Annotated in this window: 22 protein-coding genes, 1 tRNA gene and 1 riboswitch; of the genes, 10 read left to right on the top strand and 13 right to left on the bottom strand. The window is 61.6% G+C overall.

The window, feature by feature from the left end; genetic code table 11:
* Positions 1–31: 31 nt before the first annotated feature.
* Complete coding sequence (locus PZN02_RS07055) at positions 32–979, bottom strand: ImuA family protein (protein ID WP_280660882.1); 948 nt, start codon at positions 977–979, stop codon at positions 32–34.
* A gap of 167 nt (positions 980–1,146) precedes the next feature.
* On the opposite strand from PZN02_RS07055, the gene PZN02_RS07050 reads away from it, so the two are divergent.
* Positions 1,147–1,581, top strand: coding sequence for a metallopeptidase family protein (locus PZN02_RS07050; RefSeq protein WP_280660881.1), 435 nt, complete (start codon positions 1,147–1,149; stop codon positions 1,579–1,581).
* Positions 1,582–1,737: 156 nt separating this feature from the next.
* Here the strand turns inward: PZN02_RS07050 and PZN02_RS07045 are convergent, their stop codons facing one another.
* The 4 genes from PZN02_RS07045 to PZN02_RS07030 form a co-directional block, all read right to left on the bottom strand.
* Positions 1,738–1,926 (bottom strand): Trm112 family protein, encoded by a 189-nt coding sequence (locus PZN02_RS07045; protein WP_225108993.1) that lies wholly within the window; start codon positions 1,924–1,926, stop codon positions 1,738–1,740.
* A gap of 11 nt (positions 1,927–1,937) precedes the next feature.
* The gene (locus PZN02_RS07040; protein WP_280660880.1) at positions 1,938–2,618 is read right to left on the bottom strand and encodes an LON peptidase substrate-binding domain-containing protein; all 681 of its coding nucleotides are present in this window, start codon (positions 2,616–2,618) and stop codon (positions 1,938–1,940) included.
* 323 nt (positions 2,619–2,941) lie between these two features.
* A complete protein-coding gene (gene trxA, locus PZN02_RS07035; protein ID WP_280660879.1) occupies positions 2,942–3,919 on the bottom strand; it encodes a thioredoxin in 978 nt (325 codons plus the stop codon).
* 58 nt (positions 3,920–3,977) lie between these two features.
* Positions 3,978–4,487, bottom strand: a complete 510-nt coding sequence (locus PZN02_RS07030; RefSeq protein ID WP_280661413.1) for a prolyl-tRNA synthetase associated domain-containing protein — start codon at positions 4,485–4,487, stop codon at positions 3,978–3,980.
* Between the two features lie 328 nt (positions 4,488–4,815).
* Here PZN02_RS07030 and PZN02_RS07025 point away from each other — a divergent pair.
* Positions 4,816–4,890 (top strand) — tRNA-Gly (locus tag PZN02_RS07025).
* 210 nt (positions 4,891–5,100) lie between these two features.
* Here the strand turns inward: PZN02_RS07025 and PZN02_RS07020 are convergent.
* From PZN02_RS07020 to PZN02_RS06990, 7 genes are all read right to left on the bottom strand, one after another.
* Positions 5,101–6,117, bottom strand: coding sequence for an aldose epimerase family protein (locus tag PZN02_RS07020; protein WP_280660878.1), 1,017 nt, complete (start codon positions 6,115–6,117; stop codon positions 5,101–5,103).
* Between the two features lie 264 nt (positions 6,118–6,381).
* Positions 6,382–7,566 carry a vWA domain-containing protein gene (locus PZN02_RS07015; RefSeq protein WP_280660877.1) on the bottom strand — a complete coding sequence of 395 codons (1,185 nt, stop codon included), beginning with the start codon at positions 7,564–7,566 and terminating at the stop codon, positions 6,382–6,384.
* 6 nt (positions 7,567–7,572) lie between these two features.
* Positions 7,573–8,499, bottom strand: a complete 927-nt coding sequence (gene metA, locus PZN02_RS07010; protein ID WP_280660875.1) for a homoserine O-acetyltransferase MetA — start codon at positions 8,497–8,499, stop codon at positions 7,573–7,575.
* Between the two features lie 61 nt (positions 8,500–8,560).
* Positions 8,561–8,638: riboswitch (SAM riboswitch) on the bottom strand.
* A gap of 23 nt (positions 8,639–8,661) precedes the next feature.
* Positions 8,662–9,528 carry an AAA family ATPase gene (locus tag PZN02_RS07005; RefSeq protein WP_280660871.1) on the bottom strand — a complete coding sequence of 289 codons (867 nt, stop codon included), beginning with the start codon at positions 9,526–9,528 and terminating at the stop codon, positions 8,662–8,664.
* A 140-nt stretch (positions 9,529–9,668) separates the two neighbouring features.
* A complete protein-coding gene (locus PZN02_RS07000) occupies positions 9,669–10,049 on the bottom strand; it encodes a RidA family protein (RefSeq protein WP_280660870.1) in 381 nt (126 codons plus the stop codon).
* 12 nt (positions 10,050–10,061) lie between these two features.
* Positions 10,062–10,667 carry a 3-isopropylmalate dehydratase small subunit gene (gene leuD, locus PZN02_RS06995; protein ID WP_280660869.1) on the bottom strand — a complete coding sequence of 202 codons (606 nt, stop codon included), beginning with the start codon at positions 10,665–10,667 and terminating at the stop codon, positions 10,062–10,064.
* Positions 10,668–10,812: 145 nt separating this feature from the next.
* Positions 10,813–11,058: a hypothetical protein gene (locus PZN02_RS06990; RefSeq protein ID WP_280660868.1), complete on the bottom strand. Its 246-nt coding sequence runs from the start codon at positions 11,056–11,058 to the stop codon at positions 10,813–10,815.
* Positions 11,059–11,170: 112 nt separating this feature from the next.
* On the opposite strand from PZN02_RS06990, the gene PZN02_RS06985 reads away from it, so the two are divergent.
* Together PZN02_RS06985 and PZN02_RS06980 are read left to right on the top strand one after the other, a co-directional pair.
* Positions 11,171–12,076 (top strand): HpcH/HpaI aldolase/citrate lyase family protein, encoded by a 906-nt coding sequence (locus PZN02_RS06985; RefSeq protein WP_280660867.1) that lies wholly within the window; start codon positions 11,171–11,173, stop codon positions 12,074–12,076.
* The gene (locus PZN02_RS06980) at positions 12,073–12,279 is read left to right on the top strand and encodes a DUF1737 domain-containing protein (RefSeq protein WP_280660866.1); all 207 of its coding nucleotides are present in this window, start codon (positions 12,073–12,075) and stop codon (positions 12,277–12,279) included. The genes PZN02_RS06985 and PZN02_RS06980 overlap by 4 nt, the downstream gene beginning before the upstream one ends.
* Before the next feature lie 199 nt (positions 12,280–12,478).
* On the opposite strand, the gene PZN02_RS06975 is transcribed toward PZN02_RS06980, so the two are convergent.
* Positions 12,479–13,693, bottom strand: coding sequence for a ubiquinone biosynthesis hydroxylase (locus tag PZN02_RS06975; RefSeq protein ID WP_280660865.1), 1,215 nt, complete (start codon positions 13,691–13,693; stop codon positions 12,479–12,481).
* 99 nt (positions 13,694–13,792) lie between these two features.
* Here PZN02_RS06975 and tesB point away from each other — a divergent pair, with 99 nt between their 5' ends.
* The 6 genes from tesB (at position 13,793) to PZN02_RS06945 (ending at position 21,473) form a co-directional block, all read left to right on the top strand.
* Positions 13,793–14,677: an acyl-CoA thioesterase II gene (gene tesB / locus PZN02_RS06970; RefSeq protein WP_280660864.1), complete on the top strand. Its 885-nt coding sequence runs from the start codon at positions 13,793–13,795 to the stop codon at positions 14,675–14,677.
* A 225-nt stretch (positions 14,678–14,902) separates the two neighbouring features.
* Positions 14,903–15,253, top strand: a complete 351-nt coding sequence (locus PZN02_RS06965) for a P-II family nitrogen regulator (RefSeq protein ID WP_280661412.1) — start codon at positions 14,903–14,905, stop codon at positions 15,251–15,253.
* A gap of 28 nt (positions 15,254–15,281) precedes the next feature.
* A complete protein-coding gene (locus PZN02_RS06960) occupies positions 15,282–16,709 on the top strand; it encodes an ammonium transporter (protein WP_280660863.1) in 1,428 nt (475 codons plus the stop codon).
* A 355-nt stretch (positions 16,710–17,064) separates the two neighbouring features.
* Entirely contained in the window at positions 17,065–19,719 is a 2,655-nt protein-coding gene (locus PZN02_RS06955; protein WP_280660862.1) for an FtsK/SpoIIIE family DNA translocase, read from the top strand.
* Between the two features lie 135 nt (positions 19,720–19,854).
* Positions 19,855–20,520 (top strand): outer membrane lipoprotein carrier protein LolA, encoded by a 666-nt coding sequence (locus PZN02_RS06950; protein ID WP_280660861.1) that lies wholly within the window; start codon positions 19,855–19,857, stop codon positions 20,518–20,520.
* 146 nt (positions 20,521–20,666) lie between these two features.
* Positions 20,667–21,473 carry an exodeoxyribonuclease III gene (locus PZN02_RS06945; protein WP_280660860.1) on the top strand — a complete coding sequence of 269 codons (807 nt, stop codon included), beginning with the start codon at positions 20,667–20,669 and terminating at the stop codon, positions 21,471–21,473.
* Positions 21,474–21,486 lie beyond the last annotated feature (13 nt).

The raw sequence follows: 21,486 nt of genomic DNA, 5'->3' as shown, positions 1-21,486 counted from the left end.
GATCTTGGCGGCAAAAACGACGGGCGGATGATCAGGACGCCCTTGCGTAAGCCAGGAGGCGCCCCATCTGATCCGCGCCACTCGATCGGCCGACAGATGCGGAAAATGGATCGACAGAATTCGCTGATTGCCCGTCTGCCTGAGAAGCGACGGACTGCTCGATGGGGTAGAAGCGGCGGTCATGGGCATTCCATTCCAGAAAGATATCGGCAGAGGCGTAAGCCCTGCTTTTTTCGACAAGGACGCGAAAGGCTGGATGGCCGATACTGCCGCAAAGCATCGAGCCATCGGGAAGAGGTCGCTCGCCGGCAGATGCCGGCTTGATCTGAAGCCGGAAAAAGGCGCTGCTGGCCTCCTCCTCGCCCGCCTGCCGGAAGAGGAGAAGAGGCACTCCGCCTGCCCGGGCCCTTACATGCAGGCGCCTGCTCTCGCTCAAGGCGAGACAGGCGGGATTGCCGCGGATTTCCAGAACGACGGCCGCAAAGACCGGTACCGAAAGAGCCGTTTCGGCAACCCAGAGCGCATCCTTGACCGTGCGTATCGAAACGAACAGGAAGCGCTCGATGTCGAGCCCATAGGATTTGAGGCCCGGCGCATATGGAAATCCGGCCTCGCGAGAGGCAAGGCCCTGGCTGATCCACAGGACCGGCGCCAGATGACCTTTCTCCTTCTTCCTCCGCTGACAAAGCACCGCAAGTGCCGTCACGAAACCGGCGGCTGCCCCCACATCGCGCGTTTCGGCATTGCGGATTTCCGTCATGCCCGCGAGCGGCAGCCCACCCTCGAGCACGTCATCAAGCGGCGGGACGCCAAGGGACAGGATCTTGTTGCGGGATGCCTCCTCCCTTTGGCGCCGGAAACCGGCAGGATCGGCCGCCTGGGCTGCACGCACGACCCCGGGCAGCCGGCGATTTTCAATCTGCGCTATGGTTTCGCGGAGGGAAGAAACGGTTTCCCGCTGCACGGCTTTCTCGGCCATGACGGTCGGCTCCACCAGATGTTCACGTTATGTTCTCTATGGATTCCAGAGCCTGCCGCAAGAGTCAACACCGATGTTTGAGAATTTATTCCTCGCTCTGCCCAACCAGAATTCAACACTCGAAAAACAAAGGAGAAATCGTTATATGAGGGCAACAAGGAGTGCCCATGGCCCGCATTGACCAAACCGATGATTGGCGGGAACGCCACGCACCGACGCTCAGCACATTCGAACTGCTTGCGCTCGAAGCCTATAGCCATCTACCGGAGGAATTCCGCAAGCTGACGACCGACCTCATCATCGAAGTCGCCGATTTTCCGAACGACGACGTCTTCGAAGACATGGCGCTTGAAACGCCTTTCGATCTGCTTGGCCTGTTCGAAGGCCGCGGGATCGGCGAACGCTTCACCATGGAGACCGGCCAGTTCCCAAACCGGATCACGCTCTATCGCCGCCCGATCCTCGACTATTGGGCGGAAAACGAGGAAACGCTGGGCGATATCATCACCCATGTGCTGATCCATGAGATCGGCCACCATTTCGGCCTTTCCGACGACGACATGGAGCGGATCGAGGCAAGCGTCGAACACGTGGGCGGGTAGCCTGCCCAGCTTTTCTGATCACAAATTGCCCCTCATCCGGCCACCTTCTCCCCACGCGGGGGCGAAGGAGAATCGCGGCCACACTCCCAAAACCACCTCCCCGCCTGCGGGGAGGTGAGGGGCAATCATGGCTCCCGCCTGTTTGGATTAAGTACGCTAATCTTCGATCTTGCGCGCTTCCGACACGAGCATGATCGGAACGCCGTCGCGGATCGGATAAGCGAGCCGGGCTTTTTCGGAAATCAGCTCCTGCGCTTCGGCGTCATAGCTCAGCCGTCCCTTCGTCAGCGGGCAGACGAGCAGCTCGAGGAGTTTCGGATCGACCTTGCTGGCATTGATGTCCATGGCTTTGCCGCTTACTGCAGGATGTTGTCGAGGTCGCCGAAATTGCGGGCAAGCACGATCTCGGTGATCGCGATCAGCGTTTCGGCGCGGGTTTTCAGGTCAGGCGCTTCCAACAGCGCCTGCTTTTCCGCCGGGCCGTAGGGCGACATCATCGCCATAGAATTGACGAGCGTGCGGTTGCTTGCCCGCTCCACGCTCTCCCAGTCCGCTTCCAGCTTGTTGGCGTCGAGATAGGCTCTGAATGCGGCGAGCAGCGCCTCGCGGTCGACCAGGCTCTCGTCATCCGGGCTGTCGAGATCGGTCGCGAAGGGGCCGATGCGGAAGCGGCGATAGCCGCGGCATCCGGCCACTTCGGCGAAGAGCCGGTAGCGGCACACACCGGTGAGCGAGGTGATGTAGCGTCCGTCTCCAGTCTCCGCAAAGGAGGTGATGCGGCCGATGCAGCCCACCTGGCAAAGCGCCGGCACGGGCCCCGAATCGATGTCGTTGCGCCCCTCGGAGAAGGAGGGTTGGACGATGCCGATCAGCCGGTTGCCGGCGAGCGCATCATCGAACATCGCAAGGTAGCGCGGTTCGAAGATATTGAGTGGAAGCTGCGCGCCAGGAAGCAGGAGCGCGCCCGTCAGCGGAAATACCGGAAGAATCTCCGGCAAGTCCTGAGGACCGAGGTATCGCGCATTTCCGACATGCATTCTGATAGACCTTGCAGATACCGGCTTGTCGCGCCTCATCGCCAGGCACGACACCCCGATCAAGAAATGGTGCGTCCCTCGAAAATCTCAAGGGAAAAAGACGCGGATCCTGCTGCAGTCTTGCCGCTTAATGCATGTCGCCCGAAAGTGTGCAACGGTTTCGGGACAACGACATGCATGCACGCAACGACTTAAAGCGCGTCGCCTACAGCGCCGCGCGTCCTATCAGACGCGCAAAGGACGCTGTAGCACTTTGAATTTCTGCATGTTCTATCCTTAAATCGGCTACGATTTAAGGAAACATGCAGTAGCTCCGACGCGCTTTAAGAGAAAAGAATCGACGAAAGCTTGCGCCGTGCGGCGACCGTCGCCGGATCCTTCGGCCCCCAGACTTCAAAGAAGCCCAGGAGCTCGCGCCGGGCGCCGTCGTCCTCGAAGCTGCGGTCGCGCTTCATGATCAAAAGCAGGTGGTCGGCCGCCGCGTTACGGTCGCCTTCGACATTGCGGATCTTGGCAAGCTTCAGCCGCGCCGCATGATCATCCGGATTGAGCGCCAGCTGATGCTCGAGCGCCGTCGGGTCGCCGAGTTTGCGCGCCTCTTCGATCTGGTCGAGTTTCTTCGAGACAGCGCTGATGGCTGCGTCCTTCGCAAGCTCTTCCGGCAATTCCGAAAGCGCCTGGCGCGCCTCGGCATGCTGTCCGAGCGCAATCATGCATTCGACCATGCCGGCAATGGCCGTCGCATTGTCCGGCTCCGCCTGCAGGACGGCGCCATAGAGGCCGGCCGCGTTTTCCGCCTCCCCGGCATCGAGCAATGCCTTGGCGTCGGTCAGTGCGGCTTCGATCTCGGCCTTGCCATCGCTCACGGCGGGTCCTGCGATACGGTCGATGAACTGCTTGATCTGGCTTTCGGGAACGGCGCCCATGAAGCCGTCGACCGGGCGCCCGCCGACAAAGGCGATGACGGCGGGGATTGACTGGATGCCGAGTTGGCCGGCGATCGAGGGATGGTCGTCGATGTTCATCTTGACGAGCTTCACCCGGCCGGCCGCCTCCGTTACGACCTTTTCGATCACCGGGGTCAATTGCTTGCAAGGTCCGCACCAGGGAGCCCAGAAATCGACGAGAACCGGCTGCTGGCGCGAAGCCTCCAGCACGTCGCGGGAGAAGGTAGCGGTGGTTGTCTCCTTGATCAGATCGGCCGCGGCTGCCGCTTTCGGCGCCGGCTGGCCGCCGAACGAAGCCGAAGCCGTCATCTGGTTGCCGAAAGAACCTGCATAGGGATTGTCGCTACCGCTCATTCTTCTCTCCTCGCGGACTTGCCGTCCGACTTCATGCATCCGCGCCAAAGATCGTATGTCAGGTCGTCACTTTCAAGACAAGCGGCTCATGCCCGGTCGCTTCCATGAAACGTAGCATGTCTTTCGACGCGATCGACGTCGTCTGGTCGTTCGAAAGCGGATGGCCGTTGATCGTGTCAAATTCCATCAACGCCTCGTCGAGAATGAACTTCACGTTGCCGCCCGTGTCGTTGATCGCGCCGAAGGCGGTCACCGCGCCGGGGATGACGCCCAGATACTCCATCAGCTTTTCCGGCTTGCCGAAGGAAACCTTGCTCGCCGCGCCGATGATCTGATGGACGGTCTTCAGGTCCACCGTCGCATGCTCCTCGACGGTCAGCAGGAAATAGTTGTCCTTCTTATCCTTCACGAACAGGTTCTTTGTATGTCCGCCGGGAATTTCGTCGCGCAGCGCCACCGATTCGGCAACGGTGAACACCGGCGCATGGCGCTTCGTCGTGTGTTCGATCCCAAGGTTGTCGAGAAAACGGAACAGGTCCTCCGCGGTCTTCGGCTGCGCCTCGCTCATCATCAAATCCTTCCTTTCGTGGCGATTTCCGCCTGCTTTACGGAGAACAGGCGCGCTCTGCAATCTCAGGCGCGGCGATTCTCATAGGCTGGAGCGGCATGCCGGCGGAAACCGCTCACACGTCCTCATGCCGCTGCACACCCCTGGCCGATATGCATCAGTGGAAAACACCGGCATTTCCAAGCTTTTTGGACGGCCCCAAAAAAATTCTTCGCATTCGCGTCATTTCCCTGTTGCATTTGAAAAAGGCTTAGGCCATATAGCGCCCGTCGCCGCAAGACGGGGCGGCACCACGGTCCACCGACTACCCCCGGACCGCGGATGATGAGCGGGTGTAGCTCAGGGGTAGAGCACAACCTTGCCAAGGTTGGGGTCGGGCGTTCGAATCGCCTCACCCGCTCCAGTTTCTCAACCTCTTCATTTCATTGTTGTTCTTGGTCTCTATCGCTGGGCCACGCTGCTTTTACAGCGCCGCGTGTCCAATCGGACGCGCAAAGGTCACTGTAGTACTTTGAATTGCTGCATGATTTTGTCCTTAAATCGATTCCGATCTAAGGAATCATGCAGTAGCAGTCGGCCGATGGTGCAGTTCTTACCGATTCGGCCACTCGCCTCAGCTCTTCATAAACACGTAGTCCGTCTCCTGGCGCAGCGTTTCGCCAGGCCTGAGCACCCCCTTCGGGAAACCTTCATGGTTGATTGCATCGGGCCAGATTTGCGTTTCGAGGCAGAAGCCGGCGAAGGGGGCGTAGCGGCGACCCTCCAAGCCCGGCACCGGCACATCGAGCTTGAAGCCGGTATAAAGCTGGATGCCAGGCTCGGTCGTCAGCACTTCCAGCGAAATCCCGGAATTGATGCTGCGCGCCAGTGCCACCGAGTGTTTGTCCATCCGCTCCGGCGAGAGACAGAAATTGTGGTCGTAGAAGATCTTTTCGCCTTCCGTCTGCCGCCGCAGCGAGGTCATTTCCCTGAGATCGAAGGCGGTGCCGGCAACGGCACGGATTTCACCGGTCGGGATCTGCCGCTCGTCCGTCGGCAGATAATGGTCGGCGGCGATCATGATGTCATGGCCGAACACGTCATCGCTGCCATCGAGATTGAAGTAGCTGTGCTGGCAGACATTGGCGAGCGTCGGCGCGTCGGTTTCCGATTCGTAAGTGACGTTCAGCACGCCGCCGAGTTTCAGCGTGTAGGTGCAGGTGACCGTGCAATTGCCGGGATAGCCGGCCCGTCCGTCGGGATCGGTGATCCTGAGCGTCACGCGATCCTCTGCCAGGTCGACGATCGTCCAGTTCCGCTTGGCGATATTGTCGCTGCCGCCGTGAAGATGGGTCACGCCCTTTTCGTTGAGGTCGAGTTGATAAGCATTGCCGTCGAGCGTGAAGCGTCCGCCGCCGATGCGGTTGGCGTTGCGGCCGGGGGTGGCGCCGAAATAGGACGAATGCGCAGGATAGCTGTCGAAATCCTCGAAACCCAGAACCAAAGGCGGCTGATGCCCTTCGAGCCGCAGATCCTGGATGACCGCCCCCCAGGTGATCACCTTCGCCGTGAGCCCGCCGCCCCTGAGCGTCACGCGGTGAACCGGTTCACCGGAAGGCAGGCGACCGAAGATTTCCATGTCCGCGCTCATCTTGTCTCCCCTCTCGTGGCACCATCGGAGTGCCGGTGCCACGTCAAGCTTCAGAATCGGCGACAACCTGCGGCATTTCCGGTGGCGCGGCAACCGGAAAGTCATACTTTTCCTCCGTGGTCTGCAGCGGGCCCGAGGGCCCTTCATCCGCCTGCCGGCACCTTCTCCCCGCCTGCGGGAGAAGGTTAGGGGAGGGGGCGACCACCGCCTCTGAAAGAGTGAGGGGCAACCACTCACGTTTGGGCGACATGCATTGGGGCGAATTCAACGCGACAATTCCTTCGTCGCAGCTTGCAGGCCGGCGAGCGTCAGCGGGAACATCCGGCCGCCAAAGAGTGCGCGAATCATGCCGATCGACTGGGTATGGCGCCAATTCTCCTCGGGAACCGGATTGAGCCAGATCGAGCGCGGGAAATGCGCCGTAATGCGCGTGAGCCAGAGTGCGCCGGCCTCGTCGTTCCAGTGTTCGACCGACCCGCCCGGATGGCTGATCTCATAAGGGCTCATCGAGGCATCGCCGACGAAGATGGCGCGATAGTCGCCGCCGAAGGTGCGCAAGAGTTCGGCCGTGCAGGTCAGATCGACGCGCCGGCGGCAATTGTCCTTCCACAGGCCCTCATAGACGCAATTGTGGAAGTAGAAATAATCCATGTGCCGGAATTCGCTGCGCACAGCCGAGAAGAGTTCTTCCACGACACGGATATGGTCGTCCATCGATCCGCCGACGTCGAAAAACATCAAGAGTTTGACCGCGTTGCGCCGCTCCGGCCGCGTCACGACGTCGAGATAGCCATGCTCGGCGGTGGAGCGGATCGTGCCGGATAGGTCGAGCTCCTCGGCGGCACCCTCACGCACCCAGCGCCTGAGCCGCTTCAGCGCCACCTTGATGTTGCGTGTCCCGAGCTCGACCGTGTCGTCATAGTCTCTGAATTCGCGCCGGTCCCAAACCTTGACCGCGCGCCGGTGACGCGAGCCCTCTTGGCCGATCCTCACCCCTTCCGGATTGTAGCCATAGGCGCCGAAGGGCGAGGTGCCGGCCGTGCCGATCCATTTCGAGCCGCCCTGGTGGCGGCCCGTCTGCTCGGCAAGCCGCTCACGCAGCGTTTCCATCAGCTTGTCGAAGCCACCAAGCGCCTCGACGAGCTTCTTCTCCTCTTCGGTTAGGTATTTCTCGGCGAGTTTTTTCAGCCACTCCTCGGGAATGGTTGCTTCACCAAAAGCCTCCGATGGGGAAACCGCTTCCAGCCCGGCAAAACAATGCCGGAACACCCTGTCGAACCGGTCGATGTGTCGCTCGTCCTTCACCAGCGCCGCACGGGCGAGGAAATAGAAGGCCTCGACGTCGAACGTGGCGATCCCTGTCTCCATTCCCTCGATCAGCGACAGAAATTCCCGGAGCGTCACCGGGATCTTCGCAGCCTTCAATTCGAGGAAGAAGGGGATGAACATCGAGGCTCAATGGTCTCCCGTGCCAATCTTTTCGAGTTCATAGGGTGTCGTCTGGTATATTTCGTTGATCCAGTTGCCGAAGAACAGATGCGCATGGCTGCGCCAGCGGTTTTGCGGCGGCAGGTCGGCGTCATTGTGCGGGAAATAGTCGTGCGGCAGCTTGATCGGCACGCCGGCATCGACGTCGCGGAAATACTCGTCGGATAACGACGTCGAATCATATTCCACGTGGTTGAACATGTAGAGCCGGTTGCCCTTCTTCTCGTGCACTAGGCAGACGCCCATTTCCTTCGATTCCATCAGGATCTCGAGCCCCGGCACCCGGTCGATGTCGGCGCGGCGCACCTCCGTCCAGCGTGAAACCGGAACGGCAAAATCGTCGGAAAAGCCGTTCAGATAGACAGAGGACGGCTTTAGATTCTGGTGACGGTAGACGCCGAAGGCCTTTTCCTTGAGCGAATATTTCGGCACGCCGTGGAAATGGTAGATCGCCGCCATCGCGCCCCAGCAGACGTTCATCGTCGAATGCACATTCGTCGCCGTCCAGTCGAAGATGCGCTGCAGTTCCTTCCAGTAGGTAACGTCCTCGTATTCGAGCGTCTCGACCGGCGCGCCGGTGATGATGAAGCCGTCGAACTTGCGGCCCTTCACCTCCTCCCAGGTCTCGTAGAAGGCAAGCAGGTGATCCTCGGACGTGTTCTTCGGCCGGTGGCCGTTGACGCGGACCAGCGTCAGTTCGACCTGCAGCGGCGTTGCGCCGATCAGCCGCGCCATCTGGAGCTCGGTCTTGATCTTGTTCGGCATGAGGTTCAGTAGCCCGATCTGAAGCGGGCGGATGTCCTGACGGATCGCCACGGTCTCGGTCATCACCCGCACGCCCTCATTGACGAGGGTTTCGAAGGCGGGCAGCGTATCGGGAATCTTGATGGGCATGGGGTCCACTCGATCAATACAAAAAAACCGGCGGCGAGATGATCGCGACCGGTCCTTGGAAATCCATTTTTCCTCGGCCCTTTAGCGATTTCTTTAACGTGGCTGCAAGCCGGCCGGCCAAATCACCACGGATCGTTTGATAGCGCGCTGCGTGGCACGCGGTCAATGAAAAACGTTTTTCGCGGAGTCTCGGCCGTCGCGGCGCGCCATGAAGGCGAGGCGCTCGAAGAGATGCACATCCTGCTCGTTCTTCAACAGCGCTCCGTGCAGCTTCGGCAGCATCGATTTCGGGTCGGCGCGGAGATCCGCCGGATCGATCTCGTCGGCGACCAGCAGCCTGATCCAGTCGAGCGCCTCGGAGGTCGAGGGTTTTTTCTTCAGCCCCGGCACCTCGCGGATGCCGTAGAAGGCGGTGAGCGCCGCCGAAAGCAGCGTCCTGCGGATGCCCGGATAGTGCACTTCGACGATGCGGGCGAGCGTCTCGGCATCGGGGAAACGGATATAATGGAAGAAGCAACGGCGCAGAAAGGCGTCCGGCAGTTCCTTCTCGTTGTTGGAGGTGATGATGACGATCGGCCGGTGCCGCGCTTGGATCGTTTCGCCGGTCTCGTAGACGTGGAACTCCATCCGGTCGAGTTCCTGCAGAAGGTCGTTCGGGAACTCGATGTCCGCCTTGTCGATCTCGTCGATCAGGAGCACGGTTTTCTGCGGCGCCTCGAAGGCCTGCCAGAGCTTGCCCTTGCGAATGTAGTTCTTCACGTCATTGACGCGCTGATCGCCAAGCTGGCTGTCGCGCAGCCGCGAGACGGCGTCATATTCGTAAAGACCCTGCTGTGCCTTGGTCGTCGACTTGACGTTCCACTCGATGAGCTCCAGACCGAGGGCGGCAGCGATCTGGCGTGCAAGCTCGGTCTTGCCGGTGCCAGGCTCGCCCTTGACGAGAAGCGGGCGCTCCAGCCGGATTGCCGCGTTGACGGCGATCATCAGGTCCTTGTCGGCGATATAGTCGGCCGTGCCTTCGAACTGCATGGGCTTCTCTTCGATCTCTGCAGCGCCGCACGTCTTATCAGACGCGCAAAGGTCTCACTTTGGTTTGCTTCATGTTTTCGTCCTTAAATCGGCAACGATTTAAGGAAACATGCAGCAGGCTGAGTTGGAGAGGACAGGCGTCACCCGCGAAATGCCGTAACCTCGATCTCGATCAGCATTTCCGGGCGGATAAGATCGCAGACGATCATTGTCGCCGCCGGGCGGATGTCGCCGAACATCGCGCCGAAGATCGGAAAGACCCGGTCGGCAAAGCTGGCGTCGGTGACGTAGTAATGGTTGCGCACGACGTCCGAAAGCGAGAAGCCGGCCTCCTTCAAGGCACCCTCGATCGTCCTCAGGCAATTGCGCGCCTGGTCCTCCACAGTCTCTGGCATGGTCATCGTGGCATAGTCATAACCGGTCGTGCCGGAGACGAAGCACCAGTCCCCTTTAACGACGGCACGCGAATAGCCTGCCGTCTTCTCGAAAGGGGAACCGGAAGAGATGAGCTTGCGCATCATGGGCGCTGGCGCTCAGGCCCAGGGGCGCGATACGGCGTTTTTCTGCTCGAAGCTGTCGATGGCGCTCGCCTTCTCCAGCGTTAGGCCGATATCGTCGAGACCGTTCAGAAGGCAATGGCGCTTGAAGGCATCGACCTCGAACTTGACCGAGCCGCCGTCCGGACCGGTGATTTCCTGTGCTTCCAGATCGATCGAAAGCACGGCGTTCGAACCGCGGTTGGCGTCGTCCATCAGCTTGTCGAGGTTGGCCTGGCTGACGACGATCGGCAGAATGCCGTTCTTGAAACAGTTGTTGTAGAAGATGTCGGCGAACGAGGTCGAAATAACGCAGCGGATGCCGAAATCGAGGAGCGCCCAGGGCGCATGCTCTCGCGAGGAGCCGCAGCCGAAATTGTCGCCGGCAACGAGAATCTTGGCGTTCTGATAGGCCGGCTTGTTGAGCACGAAATCCGGATTCGGCGTGCCGTCCTCGTTATAACGGGCTTCGGCGAAAAGTCCCTTGCCAAGGCCGGTGCGCTTGATCGTCTTCAGGTAGTCCTTCGGAATGATCATGTCCGTGTCGATGTTGACGACGGGCAACGGTGCAGCGACACCGGTGAGCTTGACGAACTTTTCCATGACTTTGGCCTTCGATTTCAGCGGAAACGTTGGGAGAGCGTTTAGATCAGTTTCGCGCCGAAATGAAGGAAAATCTGCGCTTCGAAAGCACCGCGCGTCCTATCGGACGCGCAAAGGTCGCTGTAGCGCTTTGAATAGCAGCCTGTCACAGATCGATGATCGTGCCGCGCCCGTCGTTCCAGATCCGCATTTCGCGCCTTTCTCCGGTCGGGTTCGCCCGGGCGCGCACAGGTGCGGGCTTGCCATTGAGCTTAGCGGCGATGGCGCTGCCGATCGCAACGACGGCGGCGATGCCGGCCAGAGCCACGGCAATCGATGCGGTAAAGACGAGAGCTGCCACGGTGATGGCTATGGCGGCGGCCGTCAGGAGAACAGAGCGGATGCTTTGCATGATCGTCAACCTTTCAAAAAAGCGATGTGGGAGTTCAATGCGTCTCTTGCAAGAGGATGGTCCATCGATCGGTCGTCTTGCGTAACAATCGAAAGGCGGGCACAACGGTTCCATGACAACTGCGATCGACCATCATCCCACTCGCCTGCGCCGCTCCGTGCTCTGCGTTCCGGCCGACAATGCCCGCGCCTTGGCGAAGGTCCGGCAGCTTGCCGCCGACACCGTGATCTTCGATCTGGAGGATGCCGTTGTTCCCGAACACAAGGGCGACGCGCGCGAAGCGCTTGTCCGGCATCTTTCGGAGCACAGGCCCGACTGTGAAGTGGTCATTCGCGTCAATGCGCTGGGATCCGGCTTCGGCCAGATGGATCTCACCGCCGCGGTTGCCGCCGGTCCCGACGCCATCCTTCTGCCGAAGGTCGAGAGCCCCGCCGATATCCAGACGGCCGTCGACTGGCTTGGCGAAAACGATGCGCCTGAAAGCCTCAGGCTCTGGGCGATGATCGAGACGCCGCGCGGCCTGCTCAATGTTGCGGCAATCGCCGAGACCGGCCGCACCTTCGGTGGCAGGCTCGATTGCGTCGTCGTCGGGCTGAACGATCTCGGGAAGGAGACGGGCGTTCCCGCGCATCCCGGCCGCGCCTACCTGGTGCCCTGGCTGATGCAGATCCTGCTCGCCGCGCGCGGCAGCGGGCTTAATGTCATCGATGCGGTCTTCAACGATTTCCGCGACGCGGACGGTTTCGAGGCCGAATGCCGCCAAGGGCGCGACATGGGTTACGACGGCAAGATGCTCATTCACCCGGCGCAAATCGGTCCGGCAAACGAGCACTTCGGTGTCGATCAGGCGGCGGTCGATGAAGCGCGCGCAATCATCGCGGCATTCGATTTGCCGGAAAACGCGGACAAGGGCGTGATCAATCTCCACGGCCGCATGGTCGAACGGCTGCATCTCGACCAGGCCCTGAAACTGGCCGCCAAGGCGGACATGATCGAAAAACGAAAGGTAAAATCTTGAAACTCTACCGCTTCCTCACCGGCCCCGACGACGCCACCTTCTGCCACAAGGTGACGGCGGCATTGAACCAGGGTTGGACCCTGCACGGCCCGCCGACCTATGCCTTCAATGCCGATACCCAGCACATGCAGTGCGGCCAGGCGGTGGTGAAAGAGGTGGCAGGCAAGGACTATCACCCCGACATGAAGCTGTCGGAGCAGTAAGCAATCTTTGGCGACTGAGTAACTTGCCCCTCACCTTAACCCTCTTCCCGCAAGCGGGGCGAGGGGACGGGAGCTTGCCGCTTCCCTTCCTCCCGTCATCGTCGCAGGCAGATGCCGCGAGTCTCCTTCGCCCCGCCTGCGGGGAGAAGGTGCCGGCAGGCGGATGAGGGGCGCAACAGGCGAAAAGCTCTCACACCCCTCAGATCGGCTGGCCTGCCAGAAGGCGCGGGTCCCCCTCGCCGGCCACCCCGGCTGCCTGGCGGATGAAGAAGTTCTTGAGCGACGGAATGCGATCGACGATGCCGAGGCCAACGTCGCGGGCGATCCTGATCGGCGTGATGTCGTTGGAAAACAGCCGGTTCAGCACATCCGTCGTCACCCCCATCCGGAAGGTATCGAAACGCCGCCAGGTCTGGTAGCGCTCGAGGACCGCGAGCGACCCGATGTCGAGGCCCAGGCGATCTGCCTCGACGATCGTTTCGGCGAGCGCCGCCACGTCCTTGAAGCCGAGATTGAGCCCCTGGCCCGAGATCGGATGAATGCCGTGAGCGGCATCCCCCGCAAGCGCGAAGCGTGGCGCGACGAAGTCGCGGGCAAGCGTCAGGCCAAGCGGAAACGCCCTGCGGCCGCCGACGACCTTGAGGTGGCCGAGCTTGTGGCCGAAGCGGCGCTCGAGCTCCTCCTCGAAGAGGAAATCGTCGGCCTTGACGAGGCGTTCGGCATCGAAGGTGCTCTCGGTCCAGACGAGTGAGGAACGGTTGTTTTTCAGCGGCAGCGTGGCAAAGGGACCGGCCGGCAGGAAGTGCTCCTCGGCCGTGCCCTCGTGCGGGCGTTCGTGCTCGACAGTGGTCACGATGCCCGACTGGCCGTAATCGAACTCAACCACCTTGATGCCTGCCGCCTCGCGCAGCTTGGAGCGAACGCCGTCGCAGGCGACCAGAAGGCGCGCCTCGATCGATTCACCACCGCCAAGCGTAATCGCCACCGCGTGCTCGCCGCTCTTGAAGCTCTCGACCATCGTCGATTGGCGGATGACAACGCCAAGATCCTTGCAGGCGGCGCGCAGCGCGCCGACCATCGCCGTGTTCGGCACCATATGGGCGAAGGGGCGCCCGTCGCCGCCGTCGCCCTCGAAGGTAAGAAAGACCGGGCGCACGGGATCGACCGCCTTCGAATCGGTAATCACCATCCTGAGGATCGGTTCGGCTTCGGGCGCAATCGCATCCCAGACGCCGAGAACCCCAAGCATCCGCTCGGCAGCCGAGGCGACGGCGGACGCCCGCTCGTCCTTCTTCCAGGCGCCTTCCGGCGCGCCGTCGACGACGGTGATGTCGAGATGGGGGGCCGCTTTCTTCAGCGACACGGCAAGCGACAGACCGACATAGCCGCCTCCGGCAATCAACACATCGATCATCCGCTTCTCCCGTCGCACTTGAGCCCATCGCACTTGAGCATTTGTCCTATGGCTATATAGATCAACGCCATCGCCGTTCCTACACCGGAGACCGCCGAAATGTCGCGCCTTGCCGAAACCGCCACGCCCATGGATGCGCTCCTTGCGATACTCGACCTCGAGAAACTGGAGGAGAACCTGTTTCGCGGCTTGAGCCCCCAGGTCGGCTGGCAACGGGTCTTCGGCGGACAGGTGATCGGCCAAGCGCTGGTGGCGGCGCAACGCACCGTCGACGAGGGCCGCTTTGTGCACTCGCTGCACGCCTATTTCATGCGGCCGGGCGATCCATCGGTGCCGATCATCTACGACGTCGATCGTATCCGCGACGGTTCGAGCTTTGCCACCCGGCGGGTCGTGGCGATCCAGCACGGCAAGGCGATCTTCTCGATGTCGGCTTCCTTCCAATACGACGAGGACGGTTTCGACCATCAGTTCGAGATGCCGAAGGTGGCGATGCCTGAAACATTGCCGGGCGAGCAGGAGCTCAAGGAAAAGTTTCTCATCCATGCACCCGAGGCAATCCGCCGTTATTGGGAACGGCCACGGCCGATCGAGATCCGCCCGGTATCGCTTGAGCACTATTTCTCGCGCGACAAGCTGCAGCCGACGCAGGACGTGTGGGTGAAGGCCGTCGGCACCGTGCCGGACGAGCGCCATCTGCAGGCAGCCGTGCTCGCTTATCTCTCGGACATGACTCTGCTCGACACCTCCCTCTATGCCCACGGCACCTCCGTCTTCGACCGCAACCTGCAGGTCGCCAGTCTCGACCATGCCATGTGGTTCCACCGCCCCTCGAAGATGGATGATTGGCTGCTTTACACCCAGGACAGCCCGAGTGCGCATGGCGCACGCGGCATGACGCGCGGCAGCCTGTTCGACCGCTCAGGGGTGCTGATTGCCTCCGTGGCGCAGGAAGGATTGATCCGCAAAAAGGCAACTGAATAATAATTGGGCATTTTTTATTTTCTGCCCATTTTTTACGCTGAAGATCTGGTGATTTTTTAGCATTCCGTGGAGCAATCTCCACGGAATGTGATTTTTGCGCATTTTTTCAAAGACTTAATCCCTTCCATCGAATCTGGCACGCGCCTTGAATGTGTCTCTTCAGTTGCCGGGCGTTTCACGCGCTTAAGCAGCAAGGAGAACGGCCTCCGGCGGAGGCGGAAAAGGATGGGAAACCAGATGAAAATTGTGATGGCCATTATCAAGCCGTTCAAGCTCGATGAGGTTCGTGAAGCCCTCACTCAAGTTGGCATCCAGGGGCTGACCGTGACCGAAGTGAAAGGCTACGGCCGCCAGAAGGGGCACACCGAAATTTACCGCGGCACCGAATACGCCGTGAGCTTCCTGCCGAAGCTCAAGGTCGAGATCGCTGTGCCGTCGGAGATCGTCGACAAGGCCGTCGACGCAATCGCCTCTGCCGCCAAGACCGGCCAGATCGGCGACGGCAAGATCTTTGTCTACACGATCGACCATGCCGTGCGCATCCGCACCGGCGAAACCGACACAGAAGCGTTGTAAACCACGCCGTTCAGGGAGCATTTCTCACATGTCATCGTTCAAACTTTCCACCTCTCTCGGACGCCTGGGCGCAACGGCCGCCGCCCTGCTTGCGCCGGTAGTCGCCTTCGCCCAGGAGGCGGCCCCTGCCGCCGCCGAGGCCGTTGCGGCAACGCCCGTTCCGGACAAGGGCGACACCACCTGGATGCTGCTGTCGACCATTCTCGTGCTGCTCATGACCGTTCCGGGCCTGGCGCTCTTCTACGGCGGTCTCGTGCGCGCCAAGAACATGCTCTCGGTGCTGATGCAGGTTCTGATGATCACCGCCGTCGTCATGATCATCTGGGTGACTTACGGCTATTCGCTGGCCTTCACCGATGGCGGCTCGCTCAACTCCTTCATCGGCGGCTTCTCCAAGATGTTCCTTGCCGGCGTCGACACGACGACGCTCGCGGAAAGCTTCTCGAAGGGCGTGTTCATTCCCGAATACGTCTTCGTCGTGTTCCAGATGACCTTCGCCTGCATCACGCCGGCGCTGATCGTCGGTGCTTTCGCCGAGCGCATCCGCTTCTCGGCCGTCGTGCTGTTCGTCGTCCTCTGGGTCACCTTCGTCTACTTCCCGATCGCCCACATGGTGTGGTTCTGGGGTGGTCCGAGTGCCTATACGGCCCCGACCGGCCTGATCTTCTCCTTCGGCGCGATCGACTTTGCCGGCGGCACCGTCGTTCACATCAATGCCGGCATCGCGGGCCTCGTCGGCGCGATCCTGCTTGGCAAGCGCACGGGCTACAAAAAGGAGATCATGGCACCGCATTCGATGACACTCACCATGGTCGGCGCCTCGCTGCTGTGGGTCGGCTGGTTCGGCTTCAATGCCGGCTCCAACCTGGAAGCCAACGCCTATGCGGCGCTCGCCATGATCAACACCTTCCTCGCAACGGCCGCCGCAATCATCTCCTGGGCCGTGGTTGAAACGCTCGTCCGCGGCAAGGCCTCGATGCTCGGCGCTGCATCGGGCGCCGTTGCCGGCCTCGTCGCCGTCACGCCGGCTGCCGGTTTCGCCGGCCCGATGGGCGCGATCGTTCTCGGCCTCGCCGTCTCGCCGGTCTGCTACTTCTTCGTCGACGTGGTGAAGAACAAGTTCGACTATGACGACAGCCTCGACGTGTTCGGCATCCATGGCGTCGGCGGCATCCTCGGCGCGATCGGAACCGGTATCCTCGTCAACCCGGCGCTGGGCGGCGCAGGCATCGTCGACTATTCGACCGCCGACTTCGCCGCTGGTTATGCCGGTACGGCAACGCAGGTCTGGGCGCAGCTCAAGGGCGTCCTCGTCACCATCGTCTGGTCCGGCATCGGCTCGGCTATCCTCTTCAAGGTAGTCGACGCGCTCGTCGGTCTGCGCGTCTCGGTCGAAGCCGAGCGCGAGGGTCTCGACCTTTCCTCGCACGGCGAAGCCGCCTACCACGCGAGCTAAGCAGTTTGCGGCGCCGTAGGCGGCGCCGCCAAAAGTCCCGTCGCGGTCCGTCTGGTTATTGCGGACCGCCACTGGCCCGGATCCACAAGATCCGGGCCTTTTTTTGTCCGATGCCCCTTTTGTCTGGCGGCCGCGCCAATCGGTATTTTACCGGCATCCGCGCATGGTTAATGTCGCATTAACCCTAGTCCGCGTAGGTTGATTCCATGGCACGCAATGTGCCCGAAGCGTCCCGCTCGCACGCACATTCTTCGAACGCGGGCGAGATGCTGCGGAATCAAAGTACTGGAACGTCCTCCATGGTCGACCCATGAACGCGCGACGCTCCGAAGGATCGACACGGGCAACAGGCAACATGAGCAGAAGCAATCCCGCAACGCTTGACAGCCGTTCCAACCGGTTCGTGCTGACCACCTTCGTTTGGCGCCAGATCGCCTCGCTGGCAGGATTTGTCCTGTTCGGCGCGCTGGCGCTCGCCGTCGCCGCGCTGTCGACATGGAACGTGTCCGATCCGAGCTTCTCCTACGCAACCTCGGAGGAACCGACCAACGTGCTCGGCTACGCGGGCGCCGCCTTCGCCGACATCTTCATGCAGTTCTTCGGGCTGGCGAGCGTCGTTGCGCTGCTTCCCGCGGTCGCCTGGGCGCTTGTCCTCATCGGCGGCAAGCCGTTCGACAAGGTCTTCAAACGTCTCGGCCTCTGGTTCGTCGGCTCCGCACTCGCTGGCGCGGCGCTGAGCTGTGTTCCGGCACCGATCACCTGGCCGCTTCCGAACGGTCTCGGCGGCGTTTTCGGCGACATGATCCTGCGCTTCCCCGCCCTTTTCACCGGCGCCTTCCCGACCGGCACCTTCGCGACCGTTCTCGCCTGCCTTTTCGCTGTGCCGGCTGCCTGGTGCCTGATCTATAGCGCCGGCCTCATCGGCGTCAGCGAGGAGCAAGAGGACGAGCCGGCGGAGGAGGTCGTGCCGAGCAAGGCCCGCACCGTCGGCGAAGAACTCGACGATGAGGACGCGGGGGGGCCCTTCACACTGCTCATGGGCTCGCTTGCCCACATGCGGTTTACGCTTGAAGCCCGCCTGCGCCGCGCCTTCGGCATGAGCGGTACGCGAAGCACCAAACGTCAGTATGACGAACCCTATGACTTCAACAATGACGAATTCGGCACGCTGAACGAACCCGTGCGGCCGAAGCCGCTGGCCGACCGTGTCGAGCCTTCCCTCGACCGCGCGGAGCGCCGCGTCGTGACACCGCCGCCGATCATGGCGAACGACGACGATCCGCCCTTCGATCTCGACGAGCAGCGCCCTGCTGGTATCCTGCCGGACGACGACGAAGACGATATCGCCGCCGATTGGGCGCCAAGAGCTGCCCCACCGAAGGCAGGCCGCGCCAAGGCCGGATCCCGCGTCGCGTCGCCGGCGCCGCGCCCCAGATCGGGCCAGCGCATCGAACGCGAGGCGCAGCGCTCGTTTGTCGATGATGACGGTGACTTCGTACTTCCGCCGATGCAATTCCTTGCCGAACCGAAGAATATTGCCCGCGATCCCTCGCTCTCATCCGACGCGCTCGAACAGAACGCCCGCATGCTAGAGGGAGTCCTCGAGGACTTCGGCGTCAAGGGTGAGATCATCCATGTCCGCCCCGGCCCGGTGGTTACGCTTTACGAACTGGAGCCGGCACCCGGCATCAAGTCCTCCCGCGTCATCGGCCTTGCCGACGACATCGCCCGTTCGATGAGCGCGATCGCCGCCCGTGTCGCGGTCGTGCCGGGCCGCAACGCCATCGGCATCGAGCTGCCGAACCAGCGGCGCGAAACGGTCTACCTGCGCGAGCTGATCGGCTCGCGCGATTTCGAGACGACCAAGACCAGGCTCGCCATGGCGCTCGGCAAGACGATCGGCGGCGAGCCGGTCGTCGCCGATCTCGCCAAGATGCCGCATCTGCTCGTCGCCGGCACCACCGGTTCGGGCAAGTCGGTGGCGATCAACACCATGATCCTGTCACTGCTCTATCGGCTCAGACCCGACCAGTGCCGCCTGATCATGATCGACCCGAAGATGCTGGAACTCTCCGTCTATGACGGCATCCCGCACCTGCTCTCGCCTGTTGTGACCGATCCGAAGAAGGCCGTCGTCGCGCTAAAATGGACCGTGCGCGAGATGGAAGAGCGCTACAAGAAGATGTCGAAGATCGGTGTGCGCAACATCGACGGCTTCAACAGCCGCGTCGAGCAGGCGCTGGCCAAGGGCGAAGCGATCACCCGCACGGTTCAGACCGGGTTCGACCGCCAGACGGGCGAAGCGATGTACGAGACGGAGGAATTCGACCTCACGCCGCTGCCCTATATCGTCGTGATCATCGACGAGATGGCGGACCTGATGATGGTCGCGGGCAAGGATATCGAGGGCGCCGTCCAGCGGCTCGCCCAGATGGCGCGTGCGGCCGGCATCCACGTCATCATGGCGACACAGCGTCCGTCGGTCGACGTCATCACCGGTACGATCAAGGCCAACTTCCCGACGCGCATTTCCTTCCAGGTCACCTCGAAGATCGACAGCCGCACGATCCTTGGCGAGCAGGGCGCCGAACAACTGCTCGGTATGGGCGACATGCTCTACATGGCCGGCGGCGGGCGCATCCAGCGCGTGCATGGCCCCTTCGTTTCCGACACGGAAGTGGAAGAGGTAGTCGCTTACCTGAAGACCCAGGGCGTGCCGCAATATCTCGATGCGATCACCGAGGACGACGGCGAGGATGAGGACGGCGGCGGACCGGCCGGCACCTCCAACCTCGCCGATTCCGATGATCCTTACGATCAGGCGGTGGCGATCGTTCTGCGCGACGGCAAGGCCTCGACCTCATACGTGCAGCGACGCCTCGGTATCGGCTATAATCGTGCCGCCTCGCTGATCGAACGGATGGAGCAGGAAGGCATCATCGGACCGGCGAACCATGCCGGCAAGCGCGAGATCCTGGTGCCGACCGAGGCGGAAATCACCGGCCGGTAATCCGGCCCTCATCGCCGGCCGCCATGACGCGCGGCCGGTAACGGTCATTTGAAACGACGCCCCTTGCGGCATCCGTGAGCGCCTTGAAGGCGCCCCACTTGCTCTTCAAATGATCTTGAAATGAAGGAGACTGCGATGACAGAGACAAAAACCGGCCAAGGCAGCAATCGAGCAATCTCGCGGCGTGTCTTCGTTTGCGGCCTGGCGGCTCTCGCGGGCATGGCCGGAACGACGCTCGACGCACGGCGCGCCTCCGCACAGGCCACCGGCGTCGCCCAGAGGATCGCCGATCACTTTTCGTCGGTGAAGACAATGGCGGGCGAATTCGTGCAATTCGGACCGCGCGGCGAGCAGACAGGCGGCAAATTCTACATCCGCCGCCCCGGGCGCATCCGCTTCAATTACGAAGCCCCCTCGCCTATGCGAGTGATCGCCGACGGCAAGTCGGTCGTCATCGGCAATATGAAGCTGAAGACCTGGGACATCTATCCGCTTTCGAAGACGCCGCTCAATCTGCTGCTGAGCGAAAGGATCGACCTGACCGGCAGGATGGTGCGCGCCGTCCGGGAAGAGTCCGACCTCATCACCATCGTGCTCGGAGACCGCTCGATCTTCGGCGATTCGACCATCACGATGATGTTCGACCCGAAAACCTACGATCTTAGGCAATGGACGATCACCGATCCCCAGAAGAAGGACACTTCGGTGATGATCTTCAATGTTCGCACCGGAATGCAGTTGGACGACAAGGTCTTCCGCATTCCCTATGACGAGGTGCGCAACAAAGGGCGCGGCGGCTGATCAGCCAACGCGAAAAACGGTGAGAAATGGCCGCCCTCGGGCGGCTTTTTCTTGACTTGTCGATTGGCCCCAGACCTGTTTAAAACGTCCCGTGTTGCCGGACACTTGCTCTCCCTCCGTCGGCAAAATTTCCAAAGGAATGAGGAATGGCCCTTTCCATCGCCACATGGAACATCAACTCCATTCGCCTGCGCATGCCGCTGGTCGAGCACCTTCTGAAGACATGGCAGCCCGACATCTTGTGCCTGCAGGAAACCAAATGCCCGAACGACCAGTTTCCGTCGTCGCCGCTGAAAAGCCTCGGCTACAAATACATCGAGATGCACGGCCAGAAAGGCTATCACGGCGTGGCGACCGTTTCGCGCCTGCCGCTGCATGAGCTTTCCGACCGCCGCGACTACTGCGGCGTCGGCGACGCACGTCATCTCTCCGTAGTCTTCGAGGCCGGCGGCAAGACGATACGCCTGCATAATTTCTATGTCCCGGCGGGCGGCGACGAGCCGGACCGGACGATCAATCCGAAGTTCGGCCACAAACTCGACTTTGTCGATGAAATGAAGCTCCTACACGCCGAGGCCGAGGCCGGCGTCTCGTCCATCCTCGTCGGCGACCTTAACATCGCGCCGCTCGAGCACGACGTCTGGTCGCATAAGCAGCTCTTAAAGATCGTCAGCCACACCCCGGTCGAGACCGAGGGCCTGATATCGGTGATGACCGGCGGCGCCTGGGTCGATCTGATGCGCCAGCACGTGCCCCCGCCGGTAAAGCTCTACACCTGGTGGAGCTATCGCGCGAAGGATTGGGACCTCGCCGACCGCGGCCGCCGCCTCGATCATATTTGGTCCTCGGCCGACATCGCGCCGAAACTGAGCCGCGTCGACATCCTACGCGAGGCACGCGGCTGGGATCGCCCTTCCGACCACGTGCCGGTGATCGCGCATTTCGACCTTTAACGGCGGAAAATTT

Origin of the sequence: Sinorhizobium garamanticum (assembly GCF_029892065.1) — a bacterium.
Classification (GTDB): domain Bacteria; phylum Pseudomonadota; class Alphaproteobacteria; order Rhizobiales; family Rhizobiaceae; genus Sinorhizobium; species Sinorhizobium garamanticum.
The sequence above is the reverse complement of the archived record's forward strand: the minus strand, read 5'-3'. Positions and strand labels throughout refer to the sequence as shown.

Excerpts from the sequence above, each read along its gene's own strand:
- PZN02_RS06985 (WP_280660867.1), top strand. The coding sequence starts at position 11,171 with ATGACAACTGCGATCGACCATCATCCCACTCGCCTGCGCCGCTCCGTG.
- PZN02_RS07045 (WP_225108993.1), bottom strand. The coding sequence starts at position 1,926 with ATGGACATCAATGCCAGCAAGGTCGATCCGAAACTCCTCGAGCTGCTC.
- PZN02_RS06975 (WP_280660865.1), bottom strand. The coding sequence starts at position 13,693 with ATGATCGATGTGTTGATTGCCGGAGGCGGCTATGTCGGTCTGTCGCTT.
- leuD (WP_280660869.1), bottom strand. The coding sequence starts at position 10,667 with ATGGAAAAGTTCGTCAAGCTCACCGGTGTCGCTGCACCGTTGCCCGTC.
- tesB (WP_280660864.1), top strand. The coding sequence starts at position 13,793 with ATGTCGCGCCTTGCCGAAACCGCCACGCCCATGGATGCGCTCCTTGCG.
- PZN02_RS07050 (WP_280660881.1), top strand. The coding sequence starts at position 1,147 with ATGGCCCGCATTGACCAAACCGATGATTGGCGGGAACGCCACGCACCG.
- PZN02_RS06945 (WP_280660860.1), top strand. The coding sequence starts at position 20,667 with ATGGCCCTTTCCATCGCCACATGGAACATCAACTCCATTCGCCTGCGC.
- metA (WP_280660875.1), bottom strand. The coding sequence starts at position 8,499 with ATGCCCATCAAGATTCCCGATACGCTGCCCGCCTTCGAAACCCTCGTC.
- PZN02_RS07005 (WP_280660871.1), bottom strand. The coding sequence starts at position 9,528 with ATGCAGTTCGAAGGCACGGCCGACTATATCGCCGACAAGGACCTGATG.
- PZN02_RS07015 (WP_280660877.1), bottom strand. The coding sequence starts at position 7,566 with ATGTTCATCCCCTTCTTCCTCGAATTGAAGGCTGCGAAGATCCCGGTG.
- PZN02_RS06960 (WP_280660863.1), top strand. The coding sequence starts at position 15,282 with ATGTCATCGTTCAAACTTTCCACCTCTCTCGGACGCCTGGGCGCAACG.
- PZN02_RS07020 (WP_280660878.1), bottom strand. The coding sequence starts at position 6,117 with ATGAGCGCGGACATGGAAATCTTCGGTCGCCTGCCTTCCGGTGAACCG.
- PZN02_RS07040 (WP_280660880.1), bottom strand. The coding sequence starts at position 2,618 with ATGCATGTCGGAAATGCGCGATACCTCGGTCCTCAGGACTTGCCGGAG.
- PZN02_RS06990 (WP_280660868.1), bottom strand. The coding sequence starts at position 11,058 with ATGCAAAGCATCCGCTCTGTTCTCCTGACGGCCGCCGCCATAGCCATC.
- PZN02_RS06950 (WP_280660861.1), top strand. The coding sequence starts at position 19,855 with ATGACAGAGACAAAAACCGGCCAAGGCAGCAATCGAGCAATCTCGCGG.
- PZN02_RS07055 (WP_280660882.1), bottom strand. The coding sequence starts at position 979 with ATGGCCGAGAAAGCCGTGCAGCGGGAAACCGTTTCTTCCCTCCGCGAA.
- PZN02_RS06955 (WP_280660862.1), top strand. The coding sequence starts at position 17,065 with ATGAGCAGAAGCAATCCCGCAACGCTTGACAGCCGTTCCAACCGGTTC.
- PZN02_RS07030 (WP_280661413.1), bottom strand. The coding sequence starts at position 4,487 with ATGAGCGAGGCGCAGCCGAAGACCGCGGAGGACCTGTTCCGTTTTCTC.
- PZN02_RS06965 (WP_280661412.1), top strand. The coding sequence starts at position 14,903 with ATGGGAAACCAGATGAAAATTGTGATGGCCATTATCAAGCCGTTCAAG.
- PZN02_RS07000 (WP_280660870.1), bottom strand. The coding sequence starts at position 10,049 with ATGATGCGCAAGCTCATCTCTTCCGGTTCCCCTTTCGAGAAGACGGCA.
- trxA (WP_280660879.1), bottom strand. The coding sequence starts at position 3,919 with ATGAGCGGTAGCGACAATCCCTATGCAGGTTCTTTCGGCAACCAGATG.